Genomic DNA, 18,324 nt, shown 5'->3' with positions numbered 1-18,324 from the left:
AAGCCACTGACATTGCCGAAGTGGCATCCTGTTCGCGCACCACTGTCCGAAATCGACCGGTTCCGGACCTCCCAACTTCCGTATGTCCAAAAAATAGCTTGTTTGTATTTCGGACGGCCTGTATGATTCGTACTCCCTTTACGGACACATCAAGGTGCCAATGACACGAATCTTTGCTTACTGCCGCGTATCGACCGTCGACCAAACGACAGACAACCAGATACAAGAAATCGAAGCAGCCGGATTTTCAGTAGCAAAGCAGCGCGTCATTACGGAAACGGTCAGCGGGTCTGTTCCAGCATTCGAGCGGAAGGCATTCGCGAAGCTGGTGGATCGATTGGAAGAAAACGACGTGCTGATCGTGACCCGCCTTGATCGGCTCGGGCGCAATGCTATGGACGTAAGGGCAACGGTCGAAAGACTGGCATCTATCGGGGTTCGCGTTCACTGTCTTGCCCTTGGTGGTGTGGACCTCACCAGTGCAGCAGGAAAGATGACGATGGGCGTAATTAGCGCCGTTGCCGAATTCGAACGCGACCTTCTCATCGAACGCACACAGTCTGGCCTTCGTCGGGCCAAGGCTGAGGGAAAGACGTTTGGGCGACCATCGGCACTCACTGAATCGCAGCGTGCGACCGTCATGGACCAACTGAATGCAGGCGTGTCTGTGGCGCAGATTGCCCGAGAGATGAAGACCAGCCGTCAGACCATCATGCGTGTCCGTGAATCAATGGCATCGACGCAGACGGACTTCACGGGCATCGGGCCGGATGGGGTTCCGTACGCATTGGCCGACTGGTCTGAACGTCGGAAGTCGCGCGGCCAGAAGCTGACGGACTAGTCAGATATTTCGTCAATGAAGGCAACGACCTTGGACCGTTGCTTCTTGTTCAGACGATGGAATTTCAGAAGCAGATCAGCTTCCTCGTCATCGACTGAATGAAGGTAGGCGACCGGCACGCCCAATACTGCTGCGATTCGTTCGACAAGCGGTGCGTCAGGTACGCGCTTCCCTTGCTCATAGCGGTTCATGCGTGCGCTGGCCGACATGGGATCAAGTCCGGCTTCGATACCGAGACGTTCCTGCGACAGTCCGATTCGTAAGCGTGCGGCTTTGAGCCGTTGTGCGAATACCGACATGCTTGCCTTCAGGTTGCTGAAGACAAAGATCGTCGTGGTTTGGCTCGTCCCAAATACTACCGATTTGGTAGTATTTGGGGCACATCAACTCAGAAGAAACACAACCTTCGGGGAGTCGCCATATGCAAAACACCCAGAACCAAGCGATCTGGAATCCATCGACCGCCGCCAGTCTCAGCGTTGTGCTGACCCCGGCGTTCGGTAGCTATCTGCACGCGTCGAACTGGCGCATTCTCGGCCAGCCGGAACGCGCTGCCGCGTCGAAGGTATGGTTCTACGTCAGCCTATTGGTCTTGGCTGCGATGGGCCTCGTTGCCATCGGTTTAGTCGGCAAGACAGATGCCGGTAAGGATGCCATTCGCGGCGCGGTTAACATTGGCGGACTGGTCTACTTCGTCGTCTGGTACGTGCTGTCTGGGCGCAAACAGGTCAGCTATGTGAAGGAACAGTTCGGCAAGACCTATGCGAAGAAATCGCTGGTGAAACCCTTACTGGTTGCGTTCGCATGCGTGATTGCCTATGCAGCCGCCATCTTTGGCCTACTGGTCGCGACGCACGGCGGTGCCAACGCCGATGGTGCGGCTACCGATCAGTCGTCGGGCGGATCGTCCTTCAGTCTTGCCAGTCTGTTCGGCAGCGGCAACAAGCTGGACTGCGCCGCGCCGAACGTGAAGCAATACGTCATCGACGCCTACGGCACTGATCCGCTAATGAAGACCGGCATTCCCGATCTGGTCTGGGCCTTGCGCGACAACCGGATCAAGATTCACGTTGATGCGATCCGGGAAACTGCCCGAAACGATGAGTCCAAGAACATCGATTGTGCGGCCAGCTTCGTGATCGATTTCCCCAAAGAAGACTTGGAACGTGCGCAGCAGCAGGACGCCTTTGGTGCAGTGATGCTGGTTGGCAACCATACGCCGGTATCGGATGCGACGTTCACTGCGGCGATCACGTATCAGGTTGCCACGCCGTCGGATGCAGCCGAACAGAAGAATGGCCCGATTGTCACGCTGACGACCGAAGAGGATCGTCGGGTCGATAAGCTGCTGAAGACCTATGCGATGTACTACGAGGTGCTGTCCCTGTCCGGGGCTGACATCACGGCGAATTCGAAGAACGCGACATCGTGGGACAAGACCTTCAAGGACAGCGCGATCCAGTCGTGCAGCAACACGTTCGGTGTTGAGCGATGTACCTGCCGGGTCACCGAACTGGAAAAGATCGTTCCCGAGAAGGACATGTGGCGATTCGGCTTCGCGCAGCAGGCAGGCGGCATGTTCGCAAACCGGTACGTCAATCTCAATAAGTTGGTGCAGTCCCTTAGTCAGCAGTGCCCGATGACGCAAAGCGTTGCATCGATTGTTGGCGATCAAGGCGCGGTGCCGAATGCTCCTGCATCCACGGTAGCGACGCCCGTGCAGGACAGTGCGGCGACCCCTGTTGGCAATGCGACGCAACCGGAAGCAGCACCGCCCATACAAGCGTCCATCGTCGCATCGTTTGATTGTGCCAAGGCGGCGTCGAAGATCGAGAAACTGATCTGTTCCAGCCCGGAAACCGCAACGACAGACAAGCAACTTGCCTCTGTCTATCGCGCGGCAGTAGCGACGACGAGTGACCCGGCCGCACTGAAGCAGCAGCAGCGAGACTGGCTCAAGGAACGCAATGCTTGTGACGATGCGGCCTGCTTGGTACGCGTGACGGACGCGCGAATCCAAGCCCTGTCTGCGATGTGACGATGTTCGACAACGACTACATGAGGGGAATGCAATGAAACGACCGATTATTGGCCTGCTGCTGGCGGTTGGTGTGACGGCAGCGAACGCGCACGTTGTTGGCACCATCAACGACGGCGGCGAACGCATCACGCTGTTGGACAAGCGGTCATGCGACGGCTGCGAATTCGAAGCCAGCACGACCGAGAAGGGCATGAATGCAAGCTGGAACTACACGGACATCGACGGCATCATCGAAGTTGACGAATCGGACGGTACCAGTCCTGCGCAGACGCGAAAGTACACCCTTGGCAAGGATGTTCGGCTGACCGCGTTCGGCAAGAAATTCATGGGACCGGCCAACGATTAACCTGATGGCGAGGTCATCGCGGGACGACAGTACGCCGGATGTCGTCCCGGCCAGCCATTCAATCACGACCGGCAGAATCCACGAACGGAGCGCCTATTGACGAAAATTTTCGAAGAATCCTCAGTTTCCATCGAAGCCCTCGACGCGCACCTCCGCGATAGTGGCGTAGTCCCGTACAGCGTGCAGTCCGACTGCATCCGATTGCGCACGGAACAGGGTATCGGGTATCGCATCTCCCTCATCAACGACCGGAAGTTCATCCGGTTCGGCACATATCTTCCGCTGAACCGGCAGGCACCCATCGACTTGAAGTACGCGCTGGCGAATCGCCTCAACGAAGATGTGTTTCTCCCGGTCTTCACCATCGACCCAGACGAAGACCTGACGGTGGCCTATGTCTTGCCGTACATCGGGGGATTGATCGCTGGGAATTTTGTTGCCGTTGTGAACAGATTCGCGTCGCTGCTGGAATTTGTTGTCGAGCAGTACCACGCAGACCACCTGATCGACTTTGGTACGCCGAACGCGCTGCCAGTCGTAGTTGACGCTGGATCAGGGGCATCAGGCAACGAACTGCTGCACTGACCGTGACGGCGAGGGGCGATTGACCATAGTCAGTTACCTTTAGCGCCTTGCACCGGCTGGCGCAGCCCAATCAGCGAATGCAGCAAGGAAGCGCGGAAGGTCATCGAATGTGTCGAGGCTCACCTGCCAGCCATACGCGGTTTCGGTCGCCCCACGGTTCAGCCGCTTCGGAAACTGCGACATGTTCGAATGGAAACGATGTTCGTGGCTGACCGATGCAACTCCCGGCAATGCCATCACCTCGTCAGGCATCAGGCCGGGATGCACCATCAGATTGACGCGATTCATCCTCGATGTGGTCTTGACCAAGTAGATGATCTGACCGTTAGGGGTCGCGAATTCGGCCACTTTCGATGTCTGTTTCGTCAGCCTGTATCCGGCCTTCTGGACTTCAGCAAGGATGATGGCAACTTCGTCGTTGGCTGTGCCGCACATCGCGATGTCATCCGCCTTGATCGTTGTCGTTTTCGACTCTACAGACGACGGCCCGTCAGGGGGCGGCATTGCTGCTTCCTTATCGCGCCGTGCTAGTGGTTTCGGCGCAGTTCGACCAAGCAGCGAAGCCGTTGCGGCATGCATCTGCTCATAGGCACGGTCAAGCCAGTCGGTCCTGCGCAGGACCGGATTCTTGGCGTCAAGTTCACCCTTGGCGACTTCTCGAAGGTAGTAGCGCGTTGTGCTGCCGCCCGCACCGGACGGATGGCAGAACGCCCCCAGGACCTGCTTGCGTTGGAGTGCGCCATGACGGACGCACCAGTCCAACGCGGCTTCAGGGCAAGGGCCAAGGCCGACAAACAGTGTGTCCGATGCCATTTCCCGCACCGACGGGACGAAGCAGTCACGGAAGCATTCGCCGAGCAGCGGTGATGCCAAGACTTCATCGAAGCTCCCCGCGAACATTTTTCCAGCCTTGAACGCAGCATGTGGCACTACCGATGTCGATTGCAGGAGGTCGGCATGTGAACCCCAAAGCGATTCAACATCCTCGATTCCAAGCAGTCGTTCGAACCCGAAGTGCCGCAGCATCTTCAACAGGTTCGGTCGCATCGATGGGCCGCCGAAGGCTCCGACCTTCTTGATTTCGCGGAGGATCATGTCCGTCCGGTGCCCGTGTCGTAGCAGTTCCTGCGCCTTGCCATACGACAGTTCAAGCTGTGTATTACCGGGAGTGATTCCGACGATCACCAACTTTGCTTCCCGGTTGACGTACTCGAAGGGTGTGTACCGAAGCTCGTAGACGCCTGATTTTCCAAGACTGAATTGTGGTGCGGTCATCCCGTCTGCACCAAGACGCATCAGATCATTCGAGAAACGTTGAAACAGTTCGCGCTCCATCCCATGTCCCTAGTATTTTTCAGCGGGGGGCAGGTTAGCAACCTGACGTGGGAGATGAAAGAGATATTTTCGGGATTTTTGTCGCGCCGCTTGCAGACGGGCTGAGATGGAGGAAATGCCAATTCCATCATTCGATGACGAGATTTCGCTCTGGCGGTGTCATGAACTCCATCAAGGCACATCAGACGATTGGAATGCAGTCTGCAAAGTCGATATGCAACTGTCCGACAGGCTGTCTCCCTTGATCGGGCGACAACCGTTGCACCAAATGCGACGTGGCGCATGAGACTCATGGGCACGTCGCATGTCACTGCCGTCATCCGAGCTTATGTGCTAAATCAGTTGCGGACGGATGGTAGTACCGCTTCAACATCGCCAAACTGCGATGGCCCGAGACAGCGGCGAGTTCAATGACATTCGGCAGCTTCTGCGCCATCCGTGTGATGGCTGTATGCCGTAGGTCGTGCCAGTGGAAGTCCACGATTCCCGCCCGCGCACATGCTTTCCGTAACGCTGCATGCAACGTGAGTCCCTTGACCGGAATGACCCGGCCGTCGATGGATCGTGGCAGTGCCGCCAACGTAGCGACTGCCTTCTTGGATAGTGGAACTGTCCGTGCGGTCCCGTTCTTGGTCATCGGTAAATGTGCCGTCTGGGCTTCAAGATTGACGTCCGACCATCGAAGTGCGACCAGTTCGCCGCGTCGCATGCCGGTTTCTAAGCTCAGGATCGTTGCTGGAAGCAGCCAGACATTAATGCGGCCAACCGGAACCAGTTCAGCAAGAAGCCGTGCCTCTTCTTCTATGGACAGTACCCGGTCCCTGCCTTGCGGGGCGGTTGGTTTGCGGATCAATGCGATGGGATTGGGGATGTTGATGTCCCACTCCCGACGAGCGTGGTTGATGATGGCCGACAGGAACGCCAGTTCACGAATCACGGTCGCCGGTTTCACCTGCTTCAGTCGTTCATCTCGGTAAGCTGCGACAGCCTTCGGCGTCAACGCCGCCATGCTGAGTTTTGCCAGTGTCTTGCGGCAAGTGGCACGAAGCCGAATGATTGCGTCAGGGCCACTACGTTGCGTCGGACATACGTCGGTGATGTAGAGGTTGATGATGTCTTCGAGCGTGTTCGCTTCGGCCTCACTGCGACTGACGAAGCTTCCGCGATCCATCTCCGTTTCGACGGATCGCGCCCATCGCTCCGCATCGGTGCGCGTGTTGAACGTTTTTGCTTCGTCGGCGAATCCTCGACGCCGAACACGTACTTGCCATTTCCCGTCTCGTTGGCGAATTGAAGCCATTCCAGTCTCCTGTGGGACAGGAGTGGGACAAGATCGATTTTTCGTATGCCAGCAGTCAGATTCGAGGCGATTTCGTCAGACGAAGGTGATGCCGGGGTGGCCGGTATGGAGTCGAGAAAAGGACTTACGAAACAAAGCCTTACTCTTCCGCCTTCCAGTCCCCCGACTTCCCGCCGCGCTTCTCGCGCACGCTCACATCGGTGATCACCATCCCGCGATCGACGGCCTTGCACATGTCGTAGACGGTCAGCAGCCCGACCTGCACGGCGGTCAGCGCTTCCATCTCGACGCCGGTCCGGCCGAACGTCTCGACCTGCGCGACGCAGTGGACGCCCGGCAGCGCGTCGTCGAGTTCGAAGTCGACGGCCACACGCGTCAGCGCGAGCGGGTGGCACAGCGGGATCAGGTCGGCCGTGCGCTTGGCGCCCTGGATGGCCGCGATGCGCGCGACGCCGAGCACGTCGCCTTTCTTCGCCTTGCCGTCGCGGATCAGCGCGAAGGTGGCCGGCAGCATCCGGATCGTGCCGCGCGCGATCGCGATGCGTTGCGTTTCCTGCTTGCCGCCGACGTCGACCATGTGGGCGTGGCCGGCGGCGTCGAAATGGGTGAGTCCTGACATGTCTTCCTCTAGTGGAACGGAGTGCGCGAGCACGTCCCGCGATCCGGCGTCGCGATCGGGCGGGGCATCGAATCTCGTCTCTGCGCCGCGAGTCGGTCCAACGTTTCAACGGGCGCCTATCATAGCAGTGGCATTCGCGGCGCCGGGTGCGCAGATGGCACCCATGCCGCACGGGACAGTCACGCTGCCGCCGGTACAATGACCCGAATATTCAGACCAAACGCCGCGATGCGCGCCCGGCGCGCGGGACGGCGTCGTTTTCATCCTGCCATGCGTGTCAAACAGTTGCTTGCCGTGTTGCTGTCGGCGGCGCTCGCGTTGCCGCCGAGCGGCCATGCGCAGCGCGCGTCCGCACCGCCGCTCGAATCGGCGGCCGACGGCGCCCGGTCGATTTCCACCGTGCCCTCCGGCATCGCGCCCGGCGTGTTCGGTACGTACGGCGGCGCGGAGAGCCGGTTTTCGGACACGGGCGGCGCATCGGCGCCGGCCGCGAGCCTGCGCGCGCCGCTTCGCGCGCTCGAACTGCCCGATCTCGGCGACGGTTCCGGCGGGTCGCTGACGCCACAGGCCGAGCGCCGGCTCGGCGAGCGCGTGATGCGCGAAGTGCGGCGCGATCCCGACTATCTCGACGACTGGCTCGTGCGCGACTACCTGAACGCGATGGCGGCGCGGCTCGCGGCCGCCGCGGCCGCGCGCTTCATCGGCGGCTACACGCCGGACTTCGACCTGTTCCCGGTGCGCGATCCGCAGATCAACGCGTTCTCGATGCCGGGCGGCTTTATCGGGATCAACAGCGGGCTCGTCGTCACGACGCAGACGGAGTCGGAGCTGGCGTCGGTGGTCGGCCACGAGATGGGGCACGTGCTGCAGCGGCACATCGCGCGGATGATCGGTGCGAGCGAGAAGACCGGCTATACGGCGCTCGCGACGATGCTGCTCGGCGTGCTGGCCGGCGTGCTCGCGAGAAGCGGCGACCTCGGCAGCGCAATCGCGGTGGGCGGGCAGGCGTATGCGGTGGACAACCAGCTGCGCTTCTCGCGTTCGGCCGAGCGCGAGGCCGATCGCGTCGGCTTCCAGTTGCTCGCGGGCGCGGGCTATGACCCGTACGGGATGCCGGGCTTCTTCGAGCGGCTCGACCGCGCGTCGATGGGCGATGCGGGCGTGCCGGCGTATGCACGCACGCACCCGCTGACCGGCGAGCGGATCGCCGACATGGAGGATCGCGCGCGTCGCGCGCCGTACCGGCAGCCTCGCCAGTCGCCCGAATACGGGTTCGTGCGCGCGCGGCTGCGGATCCTGCAGAACCGCGCGCCGACCGACATCGCGGCCGAGGCGCGCCGGATGCAGTTCGAGATCGACGATCGCACGGCACCGAACGTCGCGGCGAACTGGTACGGCATCGCACTCGCGAACGCGCAGCTCGGCGAGTACGACGCGGCCGGCAAGGCGCTCGCGTCGGCACGCACCGCGTTCGACGCGCGCGAGCGGCGCGAGGGCGAACCGGCGACGGGTTCGCCGAGCCTCGACGTGCTGGCCGCCGACATCGCGCGCCGCGCGGGGCGCGCCGACGACGCGGTGCGGCTTGCTGCGCTCGCGCAGCGACGCTGGCCGGCGTCGCACGCCGCGATCGTCGTGCATCTTCAGGCATTGATCGCCGCGCGCCGTTTCGCCGAAGCGCAGGCGCAGGCACGTGCGCAGGCGAAGGCCGACCCCGAGCAGCCGGACTGGTGGGACTATCTCGCGAAGGCGAGCGACGGCAAGGGCGACGTGCTGGCGCGGCGCCGCGCGCTCGCGGAGAAGCTCGCGCTCGACGGCGCATGGCCGTCGGCGATTCGCCAACTGAAGGATGCGCGCGACGCGAAGGACGTGTCGTTCTACGAGCAGTCGATGATCGGCGCGCGGCTGCTGGAATTCGAGGCGCGCTACAAGGAAGAGCGCGAGGACGAGAAGAACGGCCGCGGGTAGCGGCCGCGACGCGGCAAACGCGGGCGAAGCCGCCGCGGGTCAGGTACCGCCGCCTGCCGCACCGCGTGCCTGTTGCGCGGGGCTTGCGACGTAGCCGAACCGGGCGGGGACGTCCGCGCAGACGATGCTGCCGAGCGGCAGCGTGCGGCCGTCGCGCCAGCGCAGCACGGGCGGCGCGGCATCGAAATCCGCGTGATCGGCGAACAGCCCGAGATCATGATCGTGCAGCGCCGCGATGCGCGGCGGCGTGCCGGCCGCGCGAAACAGCACGCCACCCGCATCGTCGAGCCAGGCTCCGTCCGGTTCGAACGGCGTGCCGGTCTGGTCGGCGAGCGTGAGCTGCCCGTCGCGCTCGGCGAGCCGGACGACCCACGGCGTATAGGCGAGCTCGACGTACACGCGCTGCGGCCCGTTCTGGAAGAACCACTGGCCCTGCGCATCGCATTCGTAGTTGCGGCCGATGAACGCGTTCAGCGCCGCATGGCGGATCGGCGAGCCGAGCTCGCCGGCCGCCTGCGCCGCGTCGTCGCGCAGACGCCATTCGCCGCGCCGGTCGAGCAGCAGCCAGCCGGTGCAGTGCGGCACGTTCGGCCATTTGGCGAGGGCCTGCCGGACGATGTCATCCATGGTCGACGAATTTGGAGCAATAGCCGAACACCCGCGCCGACAGCCAGTCGAGGCGGCCGGGGAACGGTCCGGTCATGAATCCCGCGTGCCCGCCGGCCGCGGGCTGGTCGAGCTCGACGGCCGGCGATACGTCGGCCGGGCCGGGCAGCGCCGATTCAGGCAGGAACGGGTCGTTGCGGGCGTTGAGGAGCAGCGTCGGCACGTCGATCGCGGGCAGCAGCGGCCGTGTCGTCGCCTTGGTCCAGTAGTCGTCCGCATCCGCGAAACCGTGCAGCGGCGCGGTCACGATCTCGTCGAAGTCGCGCATCGTCACGGCCTGCAGCATCGCTTCGCGGTCGAACAGCCCCGGGTACTGGTCGAGCTTCGCGAGCGCCTTGCGCTTGAGCGTCTTCAGGAAGCTGCGCGTGTAGACCATCGCAAAGCCTTGCGACAGCGCGCGCCCGCCGGCGTGCACGTCGATCGGCGTCGAGATCGCGGCGGCCGCCCGCAGGATCGACGTGTCGCTGCGATGCTCGCCGAGCCAGCGCAGCAGCACGTTGCCGCCGAGCGACACGCCGGCCGCGACCAGCGGCCCGCGATGCTGCGCGGCGAGCCGGCGCAGGATCCAGTCGACTTCGGCGCTGTCGGCGAGATGGTAGAAGCGCGGCTGACGGTTGATCTCGCCGCTGCAACTGCGGAAGTGCGGCACGACGGCGTGCCAGCCCTTCGCGCGCGCGGCGGCCATCATCGCGAGCGCGTAGTGCGAGCCGGAGCTGCCTTCGAGGCCGTGGAACAGCACGAACAGCGGCGCATCGGGCGCCGGCGCCGCGCTGTCGAGATGCGCGACCCAGTCGAGATCGATGAAGTCGTGGTCGGGGGTTTCCCATCGCTCTCGTCGGTAAGCGACGACGGGGCGTCGCGCGAACAGCGCGGGCACGATGGTTTGCGCATGGCTGTTGGGCAGCCAGCGTGGTGCGCGATAGCGCAGTGTGTCGTCGTCGGGGGCCGGGGCCCCGGTCAGCGGCGAGGTGGGCGGAGAAGCCGTACTCATGATCGCCCCGCGTATGCGTTGCTTCGTCTTTTCGTCAGTGCAGCGGACCCTGCCCGTGACGGATCTTCGCGGCGAATTGTCCGGCCGCTTGTTCAGGAATCGGGCTCGCGTGAATATGTGCGATGCGCCACTCGCCGCGTTCGTGAATCATCACGTACGTGGCGAAAACCATGTCGGGTTCGGCCGTCAGGTCGGCCTGCTGATGCGCTTCGGCGATCGTATAGACGACCGTGCCGAGGCTGTCGTACACGCGGATGTCGAGCGGCTCGATCGTCACGGGGCGCGTGGCGAGCCGGTTGGCGAGCCCGCTGCGGATCTGGTCGAGGCCGTGCAGATGCTCGCCGTCCGCCCATACGCAGCTGGCGAAATCCTCGTCGATCCACAATCCCAGCAGCGCGTCGAGATTGGCATCGGCGACGGCCTGGTAGTAGGCGTTCAGCGTATCGGCGGCGGCTTCGAAGAGGCGGGCAAAACGTGGCATCGGGGTTATCTCTCGCGCGCGTCGCGCGCCGTATTCAGCACGGCGGCCCGGATGGAGCCGCCGTACACCGGTGAATCGGATTGCCCGGCGCGTCGTGCGACGCTGCCGGCCAGGGTCAGCGTTGCCCGACGAGCATGCCGCGCAAATCGCCGAATACCTGCTCGGGACCGAGTTCGCGCAGGCACTTCAGGTGGCCGAGCGGGCACTCGCGTTCGAAGCAGGGACTGCATTCGAGATGAAGCCATTGTACCTTCGCCAGATCCGACAGCGGAGGGGTGTGGCGCGGATCGGTCGATCCGTACAGCGCGACGAGCGGCCGGCGTAGCGCGGCCGCCACGTGCATCAGCCCCGAATCGTTGGTGACGACCGCGTTCGCGCGCGCGATCAGCGCGCACGCTTCCGACAGCGACGTCTGCCCGCACAGGTTGCGCACGTTCGGCGCGTGGTCGGCGATGGCCTGCGCGGCCGCCGCATCCTTCTGCGAGCCGAGCGCGACGATCTGCGTGTACGGGAACGACTGGTGGACGATGTTGGCGAGCGATGCGAAGTGCTCGGGCGGCCAGCGCTTGGCCGGGCCGTATTCCGCGCCGGGGCAGAACACGACGAGCGGCTTGCGCGTGTCGAGATTGAAGCGCGCGGACACGCGCGCCGTCTCGTTCAGGTCGGCGTCGAGGCGCGGCGGCGGCAGCGTCTTCATCGACTCGGGCAGCTTCGCGCCCGGCGCGTACGCGAGCGCCGCGTAGTGGGCCGTCATCGGCGGCCGCTCGCCCGACTTGTCGGGGTTCGCGTGCCGCACGTTCAGCAGCCCGTAGCGGTGCTCGCCCGTGTAGCCGACCCGCAGCGGGATGTTCGCGAGCCACGGGATCACCGCGGACTTCAGCGAATTCGGCAGCACGTATGCCGCGTCGTAGCCGACGTCGCGCAGGTCGCTCGCGAGCTGCCAGCGGCGCAGCATCTGCAGCTTGCCGTGCGCGAGATCGGTCGCGTAGACATCGTGGATCTCCGGCATCCGCTCGAGCACGGGCGCGACCCACGAGGGCGCGACGGCATCGATTGCGATGCGGGGATGGTTTTTCTTCAGCAGCGCAAAAAGCGGCTGCGCCATCAATGCGTCACCGATCCAGTTCGGTGCGATAACCAGCGCTCGACGCATCAGGTCGACTTCCGATGTCGTAATGAAGCACGGCGCTCAGGCGCCGCGTTCGGGTTGCCAGAATGGAGAAGGGCGACGCGCCGGGGATCCGGCTGCGCCGCCTTGCGGGTCGGCGGGCCTGCAAGCCCGGCCGCCGGGGCTCAGTGGCCCTTGACGACCTCGCCGTCGCGCAGCTTGTAGCGCGTGCCGCAGTACGGGCAGCGCGCCTCGCCGTGCGAGACGTCGATGAAGACGCGCGGGTGCGCGCTCCAGCGCGCCATGGCCGGGTTCGGGCAGTACGCGGGAAGATCCTTGGCCGTCAGCTCGACCAGCGGCATTTCCTTGATTTCACTCATGAGACTTTCTCTTATCACTCTTTTGTGGGGCGGTCGGTGGCGCGGCGCGCTCAGACCTTCGTCAGCCAGTGCGCGTACTTCGCGTTCTTGCCCGACACGATATCGAAAAACGCCGACTGGAGCTTTTCGGTGATCGGGCCGCGCGCGCCGCTGCCGATCGTGCGGTTGTCGAGCTCGCGGATCGGCGTGACTTCGGCGGCCGTGCCGGTGAAGAACGCTTCGTCTGCCGTGTAGACCTCGTCGCGCGTGATGCGTTTCTCGATCACTTCGATGCCGGCGTCGCGCGCGAGCGTGATGATCGTGTCGCGGGTGATGCCGTCCAGGCACGACGCGAGATCGGGCGTGTACAGCTTGCCGTTGTTCACGAGGAAGAAGTTCTCGCCGGAGCCTTCCGACACGTAGCCGTCGACGTCGAGCAGCAGTGCCTCGTCGTAGCCGTCGGCGGTCGCTTCCTGGTTCGCGAGGATCGAGTTCACGTACCAGCCCGACGCCTTCGCGCGCACCATCGACACGTTCACGTGGTGGCGCGTGAACGACGACGTCTTCACGCGGATGCCCTTCGCGAGGCCGTCCTCGCCGAGGTACGCACCCCACGGCCACGCGGCGATCGCGACGTGGATCGTGTTGCCCTTGGCCGACACGCCGAGCTTTTCCGAACCGACCCAGATGATCGGGCGCAGGTAGCACGACTCGAGCTTGTTCTCGCGCACGACTTCGAGTTGTGCGGCTTCGAGCGTTTCCTGGTCGAACGGCACGTCCATCTGGAAGATCTTTGCCGAATTCAGCAGACGTTTCGTGTGCTCGCGCAGGCGGAAGATCGCGGTGCTGCCGTCGGCCGTCTTGTATGCGCGCACGCCTTCGAAGACGCCCATGCCGTAGTGCAGCGTGTGGGTCAGGACGTGGATCGTGGCATCGCGCCAGTCGATCAGCTTGCCGTCCTTCCAGATCTTGCCGTCGCGGTCGGCCATTGACATAGGATTCTCCTGGAAGCAGTGAGGTGCAGCGGGTTATGTGCAGCGTTGAGCCGGAAAGACGCTTATTTTAGCGTCATTTGGCGTCAACCCGGTCGGTCGGCGCGGGGCCGGCGCTATAATCGCCCGGTACCGATTCCAATAATGACGGGCCGTGCCGGCAGGAGGCGCCGCCGCCCCGACGAACCGCCCGCTGCGGCCCGTTTCCCATGCTCGCTCGATTGTCCGCCACCGACCGCTTCGCGCTGATCCAGGGCGCACGCGACTATTCCCCGACGTTGATGGCGATTTTCTCGTGGGGGCTCGTCACGGGCATCGCGATGAGCAAGTCGGTGATGACGCTCGGGCAGGCGAGCGCGATGTCGCTGCTGGTCTACGCGGGCTCGTCGCAGCTCGCGGTGCTGCCGCTGCTTGCCGCGAAGCTGCCGATCTGGACCATCCTGCTCACGGCCGCGATGGTCAACACGCGCTTCGTGATCTTCAGCGCCGGGCTCGCCCCCCATTTCTCCTACCTGCCGCTGTGGCGGCGCCTCGCAATCGGCTATTTCAACGGCGACGTGATCTACCTGCTGTTCCAGAAGCAGGGCTTCGCGAACGGCTACGTGCCGGGCAAGGAAGCGTACTTCTGGGGGATGGCGCTCGCGAGCTGGGCGTCGTGGCAGGTGTCGTCGCTCGCCGGCATCCTGCTCGCGAGCTTCTTTCCCGCGAGCTGGGGGCTGGAGCTGGCCGGCACGCTCGCGCTGATCCCGATCATGGTGTCGGCGGTCGCGAACCGCTCGACGCTTGCGGCCGTCGCGGTGGCCGGCGTCGTGTCGCTCGTCGCGTTCGACCTGCCGTACCGGCTCGCGCTGCCGCTCGCGGTGCTCGCCGCGCTCGCGGCCGGCAGCATGGCCGACTTCTTCGTCGAGCGGGCCGACTGGCGGCGCATCCGCACCGAAACCGTGCATGACAAGGAAATCGAATGAGCGCGACCGACATCTGGATCGTCATCATCGGGATGACGATCGTCACGGCGGTCACGCGCGCGCTGTTCCTGATCGGCGGCGAGCGCACCGTGCTGCCCGAGCGCGCGCAGCGCGCGATGCGCTACGCGCCGGCGGCGGCGCTGGTCGCCGTCGTGCTGCCCGACGTGCTCGAAACGCCGGCCGGGCTGTCGTTCGCGCTGTCCAACCATCCGTTCTACGCGGCGCTCGCCGGCCTCGGCTGGTTCTTGTGGCGGCGCAGCATGCTCGGTACGATCGTCGTCGGGATGCTCGTGTTTACCGTACTGCGCCTGATCTTCTGATGAACCGCCCGTGCAGGCCCGCCGGGCACCGGCCGCTTGCGCGGGTACATTGCTGCGTTGCGGCAATGTGTCCATTCCCGCGCGCGATCCCAAATAGGCGGAATTCGCCGCCCGCGGGGCAGTCTGCCGGGTGGATCGGCTAGAATGCCCGTTCGAGATTTTTTACCCGTGCGCGTCATGCGAACCGCCAGCCACGGCCGCATCCGGCGCCCTTTCGCGGCAGCCCGCGCACGTCCAGCGTGAACCCCCTTTCCCCATCCACTACTTCAATCTGTTCAACATGAGCCAAGTCAAGCGTCTTACCGACCTGATCGCCGCCGGCCAGCTCGCCGGCAAGCGGGTATTCATCCGCGCCGACCTGAACGTCCCGCAGGACGACCAGGGCAACATCACCGAAGACACGCGCGTGCGCGCGTCCGTGCCGGCCATCCAGGCCGCGCTCGACGCCGGCGCGGCCGTGATGGTCACGTCGCACCTCGGTCGCCCGACCGAAGGCGAATTCAAGCCGGAAGATTCGCTCGCGCCGGTCGCGAAGCGCCTCGCCGAGCTGCTCGGCCGCGACGTGCCGCTCGTCTCGAACTGGGTCGAGAACGGCGTGAACGTCGTGCCGGGCCAGGTCGTGCTGCTCGAGAACTGCCGCGTGAACAAGGGCGAGAAGAAGAATTCGGACGAGCTCGCGCAAAAGATGGCGAAGCTCTGCGACGTGTACGTGAACGACGCGTTCGGCACCGCGCACCGCGCGGAAGCGACCACCCACGGGATCGCGAAGTACGCGCCGGTCGCGTGCGCGGGCCCGCTGCTGGCCGCCGAACTCGACGCGCTCGGCAAGGCGCTCGGCAACCCGGCCCGCCCGCTGGTGGCGATCGTCGCCGGCTCGAAGGTGTCGACCAAGCTCACGATCCTGAAGTCGCTGGCCGGCAAGGTCGACCAGCTGATCGTCGGCGGCGGCATCGCGAACACGTTCATGCTCGCGGCCGGCCTGTCGATCGGCAAGTCGCTCGCGGAAGCCGACCTCGTCAACGAAGCGAAGGCGATCATCGACGAAGCGCGCGAGCGCGGCGCATCGGTGCCGATCCCGACCGACGTCGTGACGGCCAAGGAATTCTCGCCGACGGCCGTGGCCACGGTGAAGCAGGTCGCCGACATCGAAGCGGACGACATGATCCTCGACATCGGCCCGGATACCGCCAAGGCGCTCGCGAGCCAGCTCGAGAAGGCCGGCACGATCGTGTGGAACGGCCCGGTCGGCGTGTTCGAGTTCGACCAGTTCGGCAACGGCACCAAGACGCTCGCGGAAGCGATCGCCAAATCGTCCGCGTTCTCGATCGCGGGCGGCGGCGACACGCTCGCGGCCATCGCGAAGTACGGCATCCATGACCAGGTCAGCTACATCTCGACGGGCGGCGGCGCCTTCCTCGAGTTCCTCGAGGGGAAGAAGCTGCCGGCAGTGGAAGTGCTGGAAACGCGGGCGGCCTGAGCGTGGCGGCGCGCGCAGGGGTGACGAAGGCCGCGCGCTCCGCGAAAGCGGAGCAGCCGGCCGGCGCGGGCAAGCGCAAACGCGCGCCCGCGCGGGCGAACACCGCCCCGCGCGCACCGGCGGCCGCCGGCGACGCGGCCGAGCAGCACCACGAGATTCAGAACAAAGCGATGCCGGGCGCAAGCACCGGCACGCCCCCCGGAACGGCCGCCGCTGGGCCTGCCGCTTCCGGCTCTCGCAGCGTTTCACCCAGCGCATCCACCTTGATCCAGATGAGGAGTTTCATGCAGCGCGCCACCAAGATAGTCGCCACGATCGGCCCGGCTTCCAGTTCGCCGGAGATTCTGCTGCAGATGATGCAGGCGGGCCTCGACGTCGTGCGGCTCAATTTTTCGCACGGCACGGCCGACGATCACCGCCAGCGCGCCGAGATGGTGCGCGAGGCCGCCCGCAGGGTCGGCCGCGAGATCGCGATCATGGCCGACCTCCAGGGCCCGAAGATCCGCGTCGGCAAGTTCGAGAACGGCAAGACGACGCTCGAGCCGGGCCAGTCCTTCATCCTCGACGCGGGCTGCGAGATGGGCAACGACGAGCGCGTCGGGCTCGACTACAAGGAGCTGCCGCGTGACCTGCGCACGGGCGACCTGCTGCTGCTGAACGACGGCCTGATCGTGCTGACCGTCGAGCGCGTGCTCGGCGACGAGATCCACACGATCGTCAAGGTGGGCGGCGAGCTGTCGAACAACAAGGGCATCAACCGCCAGGGCGGCGGCCTGTCGGCGCCTGCGCTGACCGCGAAGGACATGGAAGACATCCGCACCGCGATGTCGCTCGGCGCGGACCTGGTGGCCGTGTCGTTCCCGAAGAACGCGACCGACATGGAAATGGCGCGCCAGCTCGCGAACATCGCGGGCGCGCCGTACGGCATCAAGCCGAAGATGATCGCGAAGATCGAGCGCGCGGAAGCGATTCCGGCGCTGCAGAGCATTCTCGACGCGTCCGACGGCATCATGGTCGCGCGCGGCGACCTCGCGGTGGAAGTGGGCAACGCGGCCGTGCCGGCGCTGCAGAAGCGCATGATCCGGATGGCGCGCGAGTCGAACAAGCTCGTGATCACCGCGACGCAGATGATGGAATCGATGATCCACGCGCCGGTGCCGACGCGCGCGGAAGTGTCGGACGTCGCGAACGCGGTGCTCGACGGCACCGACGCGGTGATGCTGTCGGCCGAGACGGCCGCCGGCAAGTACCCGGTCGTCACGATCGAGACGATGGCGGCAGTGTGCGTCGAGGCGGAAAAGTCGGAACACGTCGAGCTGGACAAGGATTTCCTCGACCGCACGTTCACGCGGATCGACCAGTCGATTGCGATGGGCGCGCTGTTCACCGCGTACCACCTGGGTGCGAAGGCGATCGTCGCGCTGACCGAATCGGGCGCGACCGCGCTGTGGATGTCGCGCCACTACACGCACGTGCCGATCTTCGCGCTGACGCCGCGCGTCGGCAGCGAGCGCACGATGGCGCTGTACCGCAACGTGACGCCGCTGCACGTCGACTTCAACAGCGACCGCGATTCGGCGCTGCAGGCGGCGCTCGAAATCGTCGTCAAGCAGGGCTACGTGCAGCACGGCGACATGGTCGTGCTGACCGTCGGCGAGCCGATGGGGCAGGCGGGCGGCACCAACACGCTGAAGATCGTGCGGGTCGGCGAGCACTATTGAGCACCGGCCGGGCAGCTGCCCGGCCCAAAAAACGGCGGCCGAGGCAATCGGGCCCCGATTTTTGACGAAAGCCGCGCGGGGTCGCATGCCCCGCGCGGTTTTTTTTCTTTTTTTGCCCGCTTTGTGCCGTGCGAACGTAACAAATTGCGAGTGGGCGCCACCGGGCGGTCGGAATCGGAGGCGCTTCGCGATAAAATGCGGCTATTCGACGC

The 18,324-nt window shown here is 64.6% G+C and carries 19 protein-coding genes and 1 pseudogene; 9 read left to right on the top strand and 11 right to left on the bottom strand.

All coding sequences use genetic code 11. The annotated features are described in order from the left end of the window. Positions 1-160: 160 nt before the first annotated feature. Positions 161-733, top strand: a pseudogene (locus tag ACN8ZM_RS14220) (recombinase family protein); the annotation flags it as partial. 104 nt (positions 734-837) lie between these two features. On the opposite strand, the gene ACN8ZM_RS14215 reads toward ACN8ZM_RS14220, so the two are convergent. Beyond that, on the bottom strand, positions 838-1,140 hold the full coding sequence (locus tag ACN8ZM_RS14215; protein WP_420210181.1) for a helix-turn-helix domain-containing protein: 303 nt from the start codon (positions 1,138-1,140) through the stop codon (positions 838-840). Between the two features lie 122 nt (positions 1,141-1,262). Here ACN8ZM_RS14215 and ACN8ZM_RS14210 point away from each other — a divergent pair, with 122 nt between their 5' ends. The 3 genes from ACN8ZM_RS14210 (at position 1,263) to ACN8ZM_RS14200 (ending at position 3,813) form a co-directional block, all read left to right on the top strand. After that, on the top strand, positions 1,263-2,879 hold the full coding sequence (locus ACN8ZM_RS14210) for a lysozyme inhibitor LprI family protein (protein WP_420210180.1): 1,617 nt from the start codon (positions 1,263-1,265) through the stop codon (positions 2,877-2,879). Between the two features lie 34 nt (positions 2,880-2,913). Next, positions 2,914-3,228 (top strand): hypothetical protein, encoded by a 315-nt coding sequence (locus tag ACN8ZM_RS14205; RefSeq protein ID WP_420210179.1) that lies wholly within the window; start codon positions 2,914-2,916, stop codon positions 3,226-3,228. Between the two features lie 96 nt (positions 3,229-3,324). Next, positions 3,325-3,813 (top strand): YbjN domain-containing protein, encoded by a 489-nt coding sequence (locus ACN8ZM_RS14200; protein ID WP_420210178.1) that lies wholly within the window; start codon positions 3,325-3,327, stop codon positions 3,811-3,813. 39 nt (positions 3,814-3,852) lie between these two features. On the opposite strand, the gene ACN8ZM_RS14195 is transcribed toward ACN8ZM_RS14200, so the two are convergent. The 3 genes from ACN8ZM_RS14195 to moaC all read right to left on the bottom strand — a co-directional run bounded on the left by ACN8ZM_RS14195 (position 3,853) and on the right by moaC (position 7,067). Beyond that, positions 3,853-5,148 (bottom strand): hypothetical protein, encoded by a 1,296-nt coding sequence (locus tag ACN8ZM_RS14195; RefSeq protein ID WP_420210177.1) that lies wholly within the window; start codon positions 5,146-5,148, stop codon positions 3,853-3,855. A gap of 316 nt (positions 5,149-5,464) precedes the next feature. Beyond that, positions 5,465-6,448 (bottom strand): tyrosine-type recombinase/integrase, encoded by a 984-nt coding sequence (locus ACN8ZM_RS14190; protein WP_420210176.1) that lies wholly within the window; start codon positions 6,446-6,448, stop codon positions 5,465-5,467. A gap of 139 nt (positions 6,449-6,587) precedes the next feature. Further along, positions 6,588-7,067, bottom strand: coding sequence for a cyclic pyranopterin monophosphate synthase MoaC (gene moaC, locus ACN8ZM_RS14185; protein ID WP_420210175.1), 480 nt, complete (start codon positions 7,065-7,067; stop codon positions 6,588-6,590). Positions 7,068-7,337: 270 nt separating this feature from the next. On the opposite strand from moaC, the gene ACN8ZM_RS14180 reads away from it, so the two are divergent. After that, complete coding sequence (locus tag ACN8ZM_RS14180; protein WP_420210174.1) at positions 7,338-9,032, top strand: M48 family metalloprotease; 1,695 nt, start codon at positions 7,338-7,340, stop codon at positions 9,030-9,032. Between the two features lie 39 nt (positions 9,033-9,071). Here ACN8ZM_RS14180 and ACN8ZM_RS14175 read toward each other — a convergent pair whose 3' ends face one another. From ACN8ZM_RS14175 to ACN8ZM_RS14150, 6 genes are all read right to left on the bottom strand, one after another. Continuing rightward, positions 9,072-9,659, bottom strand: a complete 588-nt coding sequence (locus ACN8ZM_RS14175) for a DUF2946 family protein (protein WP_420210173.1) — start codon at positions 9,657-9,659, stop codon at positions 9,072-9,074. Beyond that, positions 9,652-10,689, bottom strand: a complete 1,038-nt coding sequence (locus tag ACN8ZM_RS14170; protein WP_205824489.1) for a hydrolase — start codon at positions 10,687-10,689, stop codon at positions 9,652-9,654. Before ACN8ZM_RS14170 ends, ACN8ZM_RS14175 begins: the two co-directional genes overlap by 8 nt. A 34-nt stretch (positions 10,690-10,723) precedes the next feature. Further along, on the bottom strand, positions 10,724-11,170 hold the full coding sequence (locus ACN8ZM_RS14165) for a nuclear transport factor 2 family protein (RefSeq protein WP_006749968.1): 447 nt from the start codon (positions 11,168-11,170) through the stop codon (positions 10,724-10,726). Between the two features lie 115 nt (positions 11,171-11,285). Then, entirely contained in the window at positions 11,286-12,323 is a 1,038-nt protein-coding gene (gene waaF / locus ACN8ZM_RS14160; protein WP_043190244.1) for a lipopolysaccharide heptosyltransferase II, read from the bottom strand. Positions 12,324-12,463: 140 nt separating this feature from the next. After that, positions 12,464-12,658, bottom strand: a complete 195-nt coding sequence (locus ACN8ZM_RS14155) for a zinc-finger domain-containing protein (RefSeq protein WP_006749970.1) — start codon at positions 12,656-12,658, stop codon at positions 12,464-12,466. Positions 12,659-12,708: 50 nt separating this feature from the next. Next, positions 12,709-13,632, bottom strand: coding sequence for a branched-chain amino acid transaminase (locus ACN8ZM_RS14150; protein ID WP_089451211.1), 924 nt, complete (start codon positions 13,630-13,632; stop codon positions 12,709-12,711). Positions 13,633-13,838: 206 nt separating this feature from the next. Between ACN8ZM_RS14150 and ACN8ZM_RS14145 the strand changes: the two genes are divergently transcribed. The 3 genes from ACN8ZM_RS14145 to ACN8ZM_RS14135 all read left to right on the top strand — a co-directional run bounded on the left by ACN8ZM_RS14145 (position 13,839) and on the right by ACN8ZM_RS14135 (position 16,391). After that, complete coding sequence (locus ACN8ZM_RS14145; protein WP_043190241.1) at positions 13,839-14,594, top strand: AzlC family ABC transporter permease; 756 nt, start codon at positions 13,839-13,841, stop codon at positions 14,592-14,594. Beyond that, a complete protein-coding gene (locus tag ACN8ZM_RS14140) occupies positions 14,591-14,914 on the top strand; it encodes an AzlD domain-containing protein (protein WP_043190239.1) in 324 nt (107 codons plus the stop codon). Before ACN8ZM_RS14145 ends, ACN8ZM_RS14140 begins: the two co-directional genes overlap by 4 nt. A gap of 280 nt (positions 14,915-15,194) precedes the next feature. After that, positions 15,195-16,391, top strand: coding sequence for a phosphoglycerate kinase (locus ACN8ZM_RS14135; RefSeq protein WP_420210172.1), 1,197 nt, complete (start codon positions 15,195-15,197; stop codon positions 16,389-16,391). 157 nt (positions 16,392-16,548) lie between these two features. Here the strand turns inward: ACN8ZM_RS14135 and ACN8ZM_RS14130 are convergent, their stop codons facing one another. Next, on the bottom strand, positions 16,549-16,677 hold the full coding sequence (locus tag ACN8ZM_RS14130; protein ID WP_021164118.1) for a hypothetical protein: 129 nt from the start codon (positions 16,675-16,677) through the stop codon (positions 16,549-16,551). Here ACN8ZM_RS14130 and pyk point away from each other — a divergent pair. Beyond that, the gene (pyk, locus tag ACN8ZM_RS14125; protein WP_043190263.1) at positions 16,676-18,112 is read left to right on the top strand and encodes a pyruvate kinase; all 1,437 of its coding nucleotides are present in this window, start codon (positions 16,676-16,678) and stop codon (positions 18,110-18,112) included. The genes ACN8ZM_RS14130 and pyk overlap by 2 nt on opposite strands. The last annotated feature ends 212 nt before the right edge of the window (positions 18,113-18,324 follow it).

Origin of the sequence: Burkholderia aenigmatica (assembly GCF_048627025.1) — a bacterium.
Taxonomy (GTDB): domain Bacteria; phylum Pseudomonadota; class Gammaproteobacteria; order Burkholderiales; family Burkholderiaceae; genus Burkholderia; species Burkholderia aenigmatica.
This window is presented reverse-complemented; position numbering and strand designations above follow the sequence as displayed.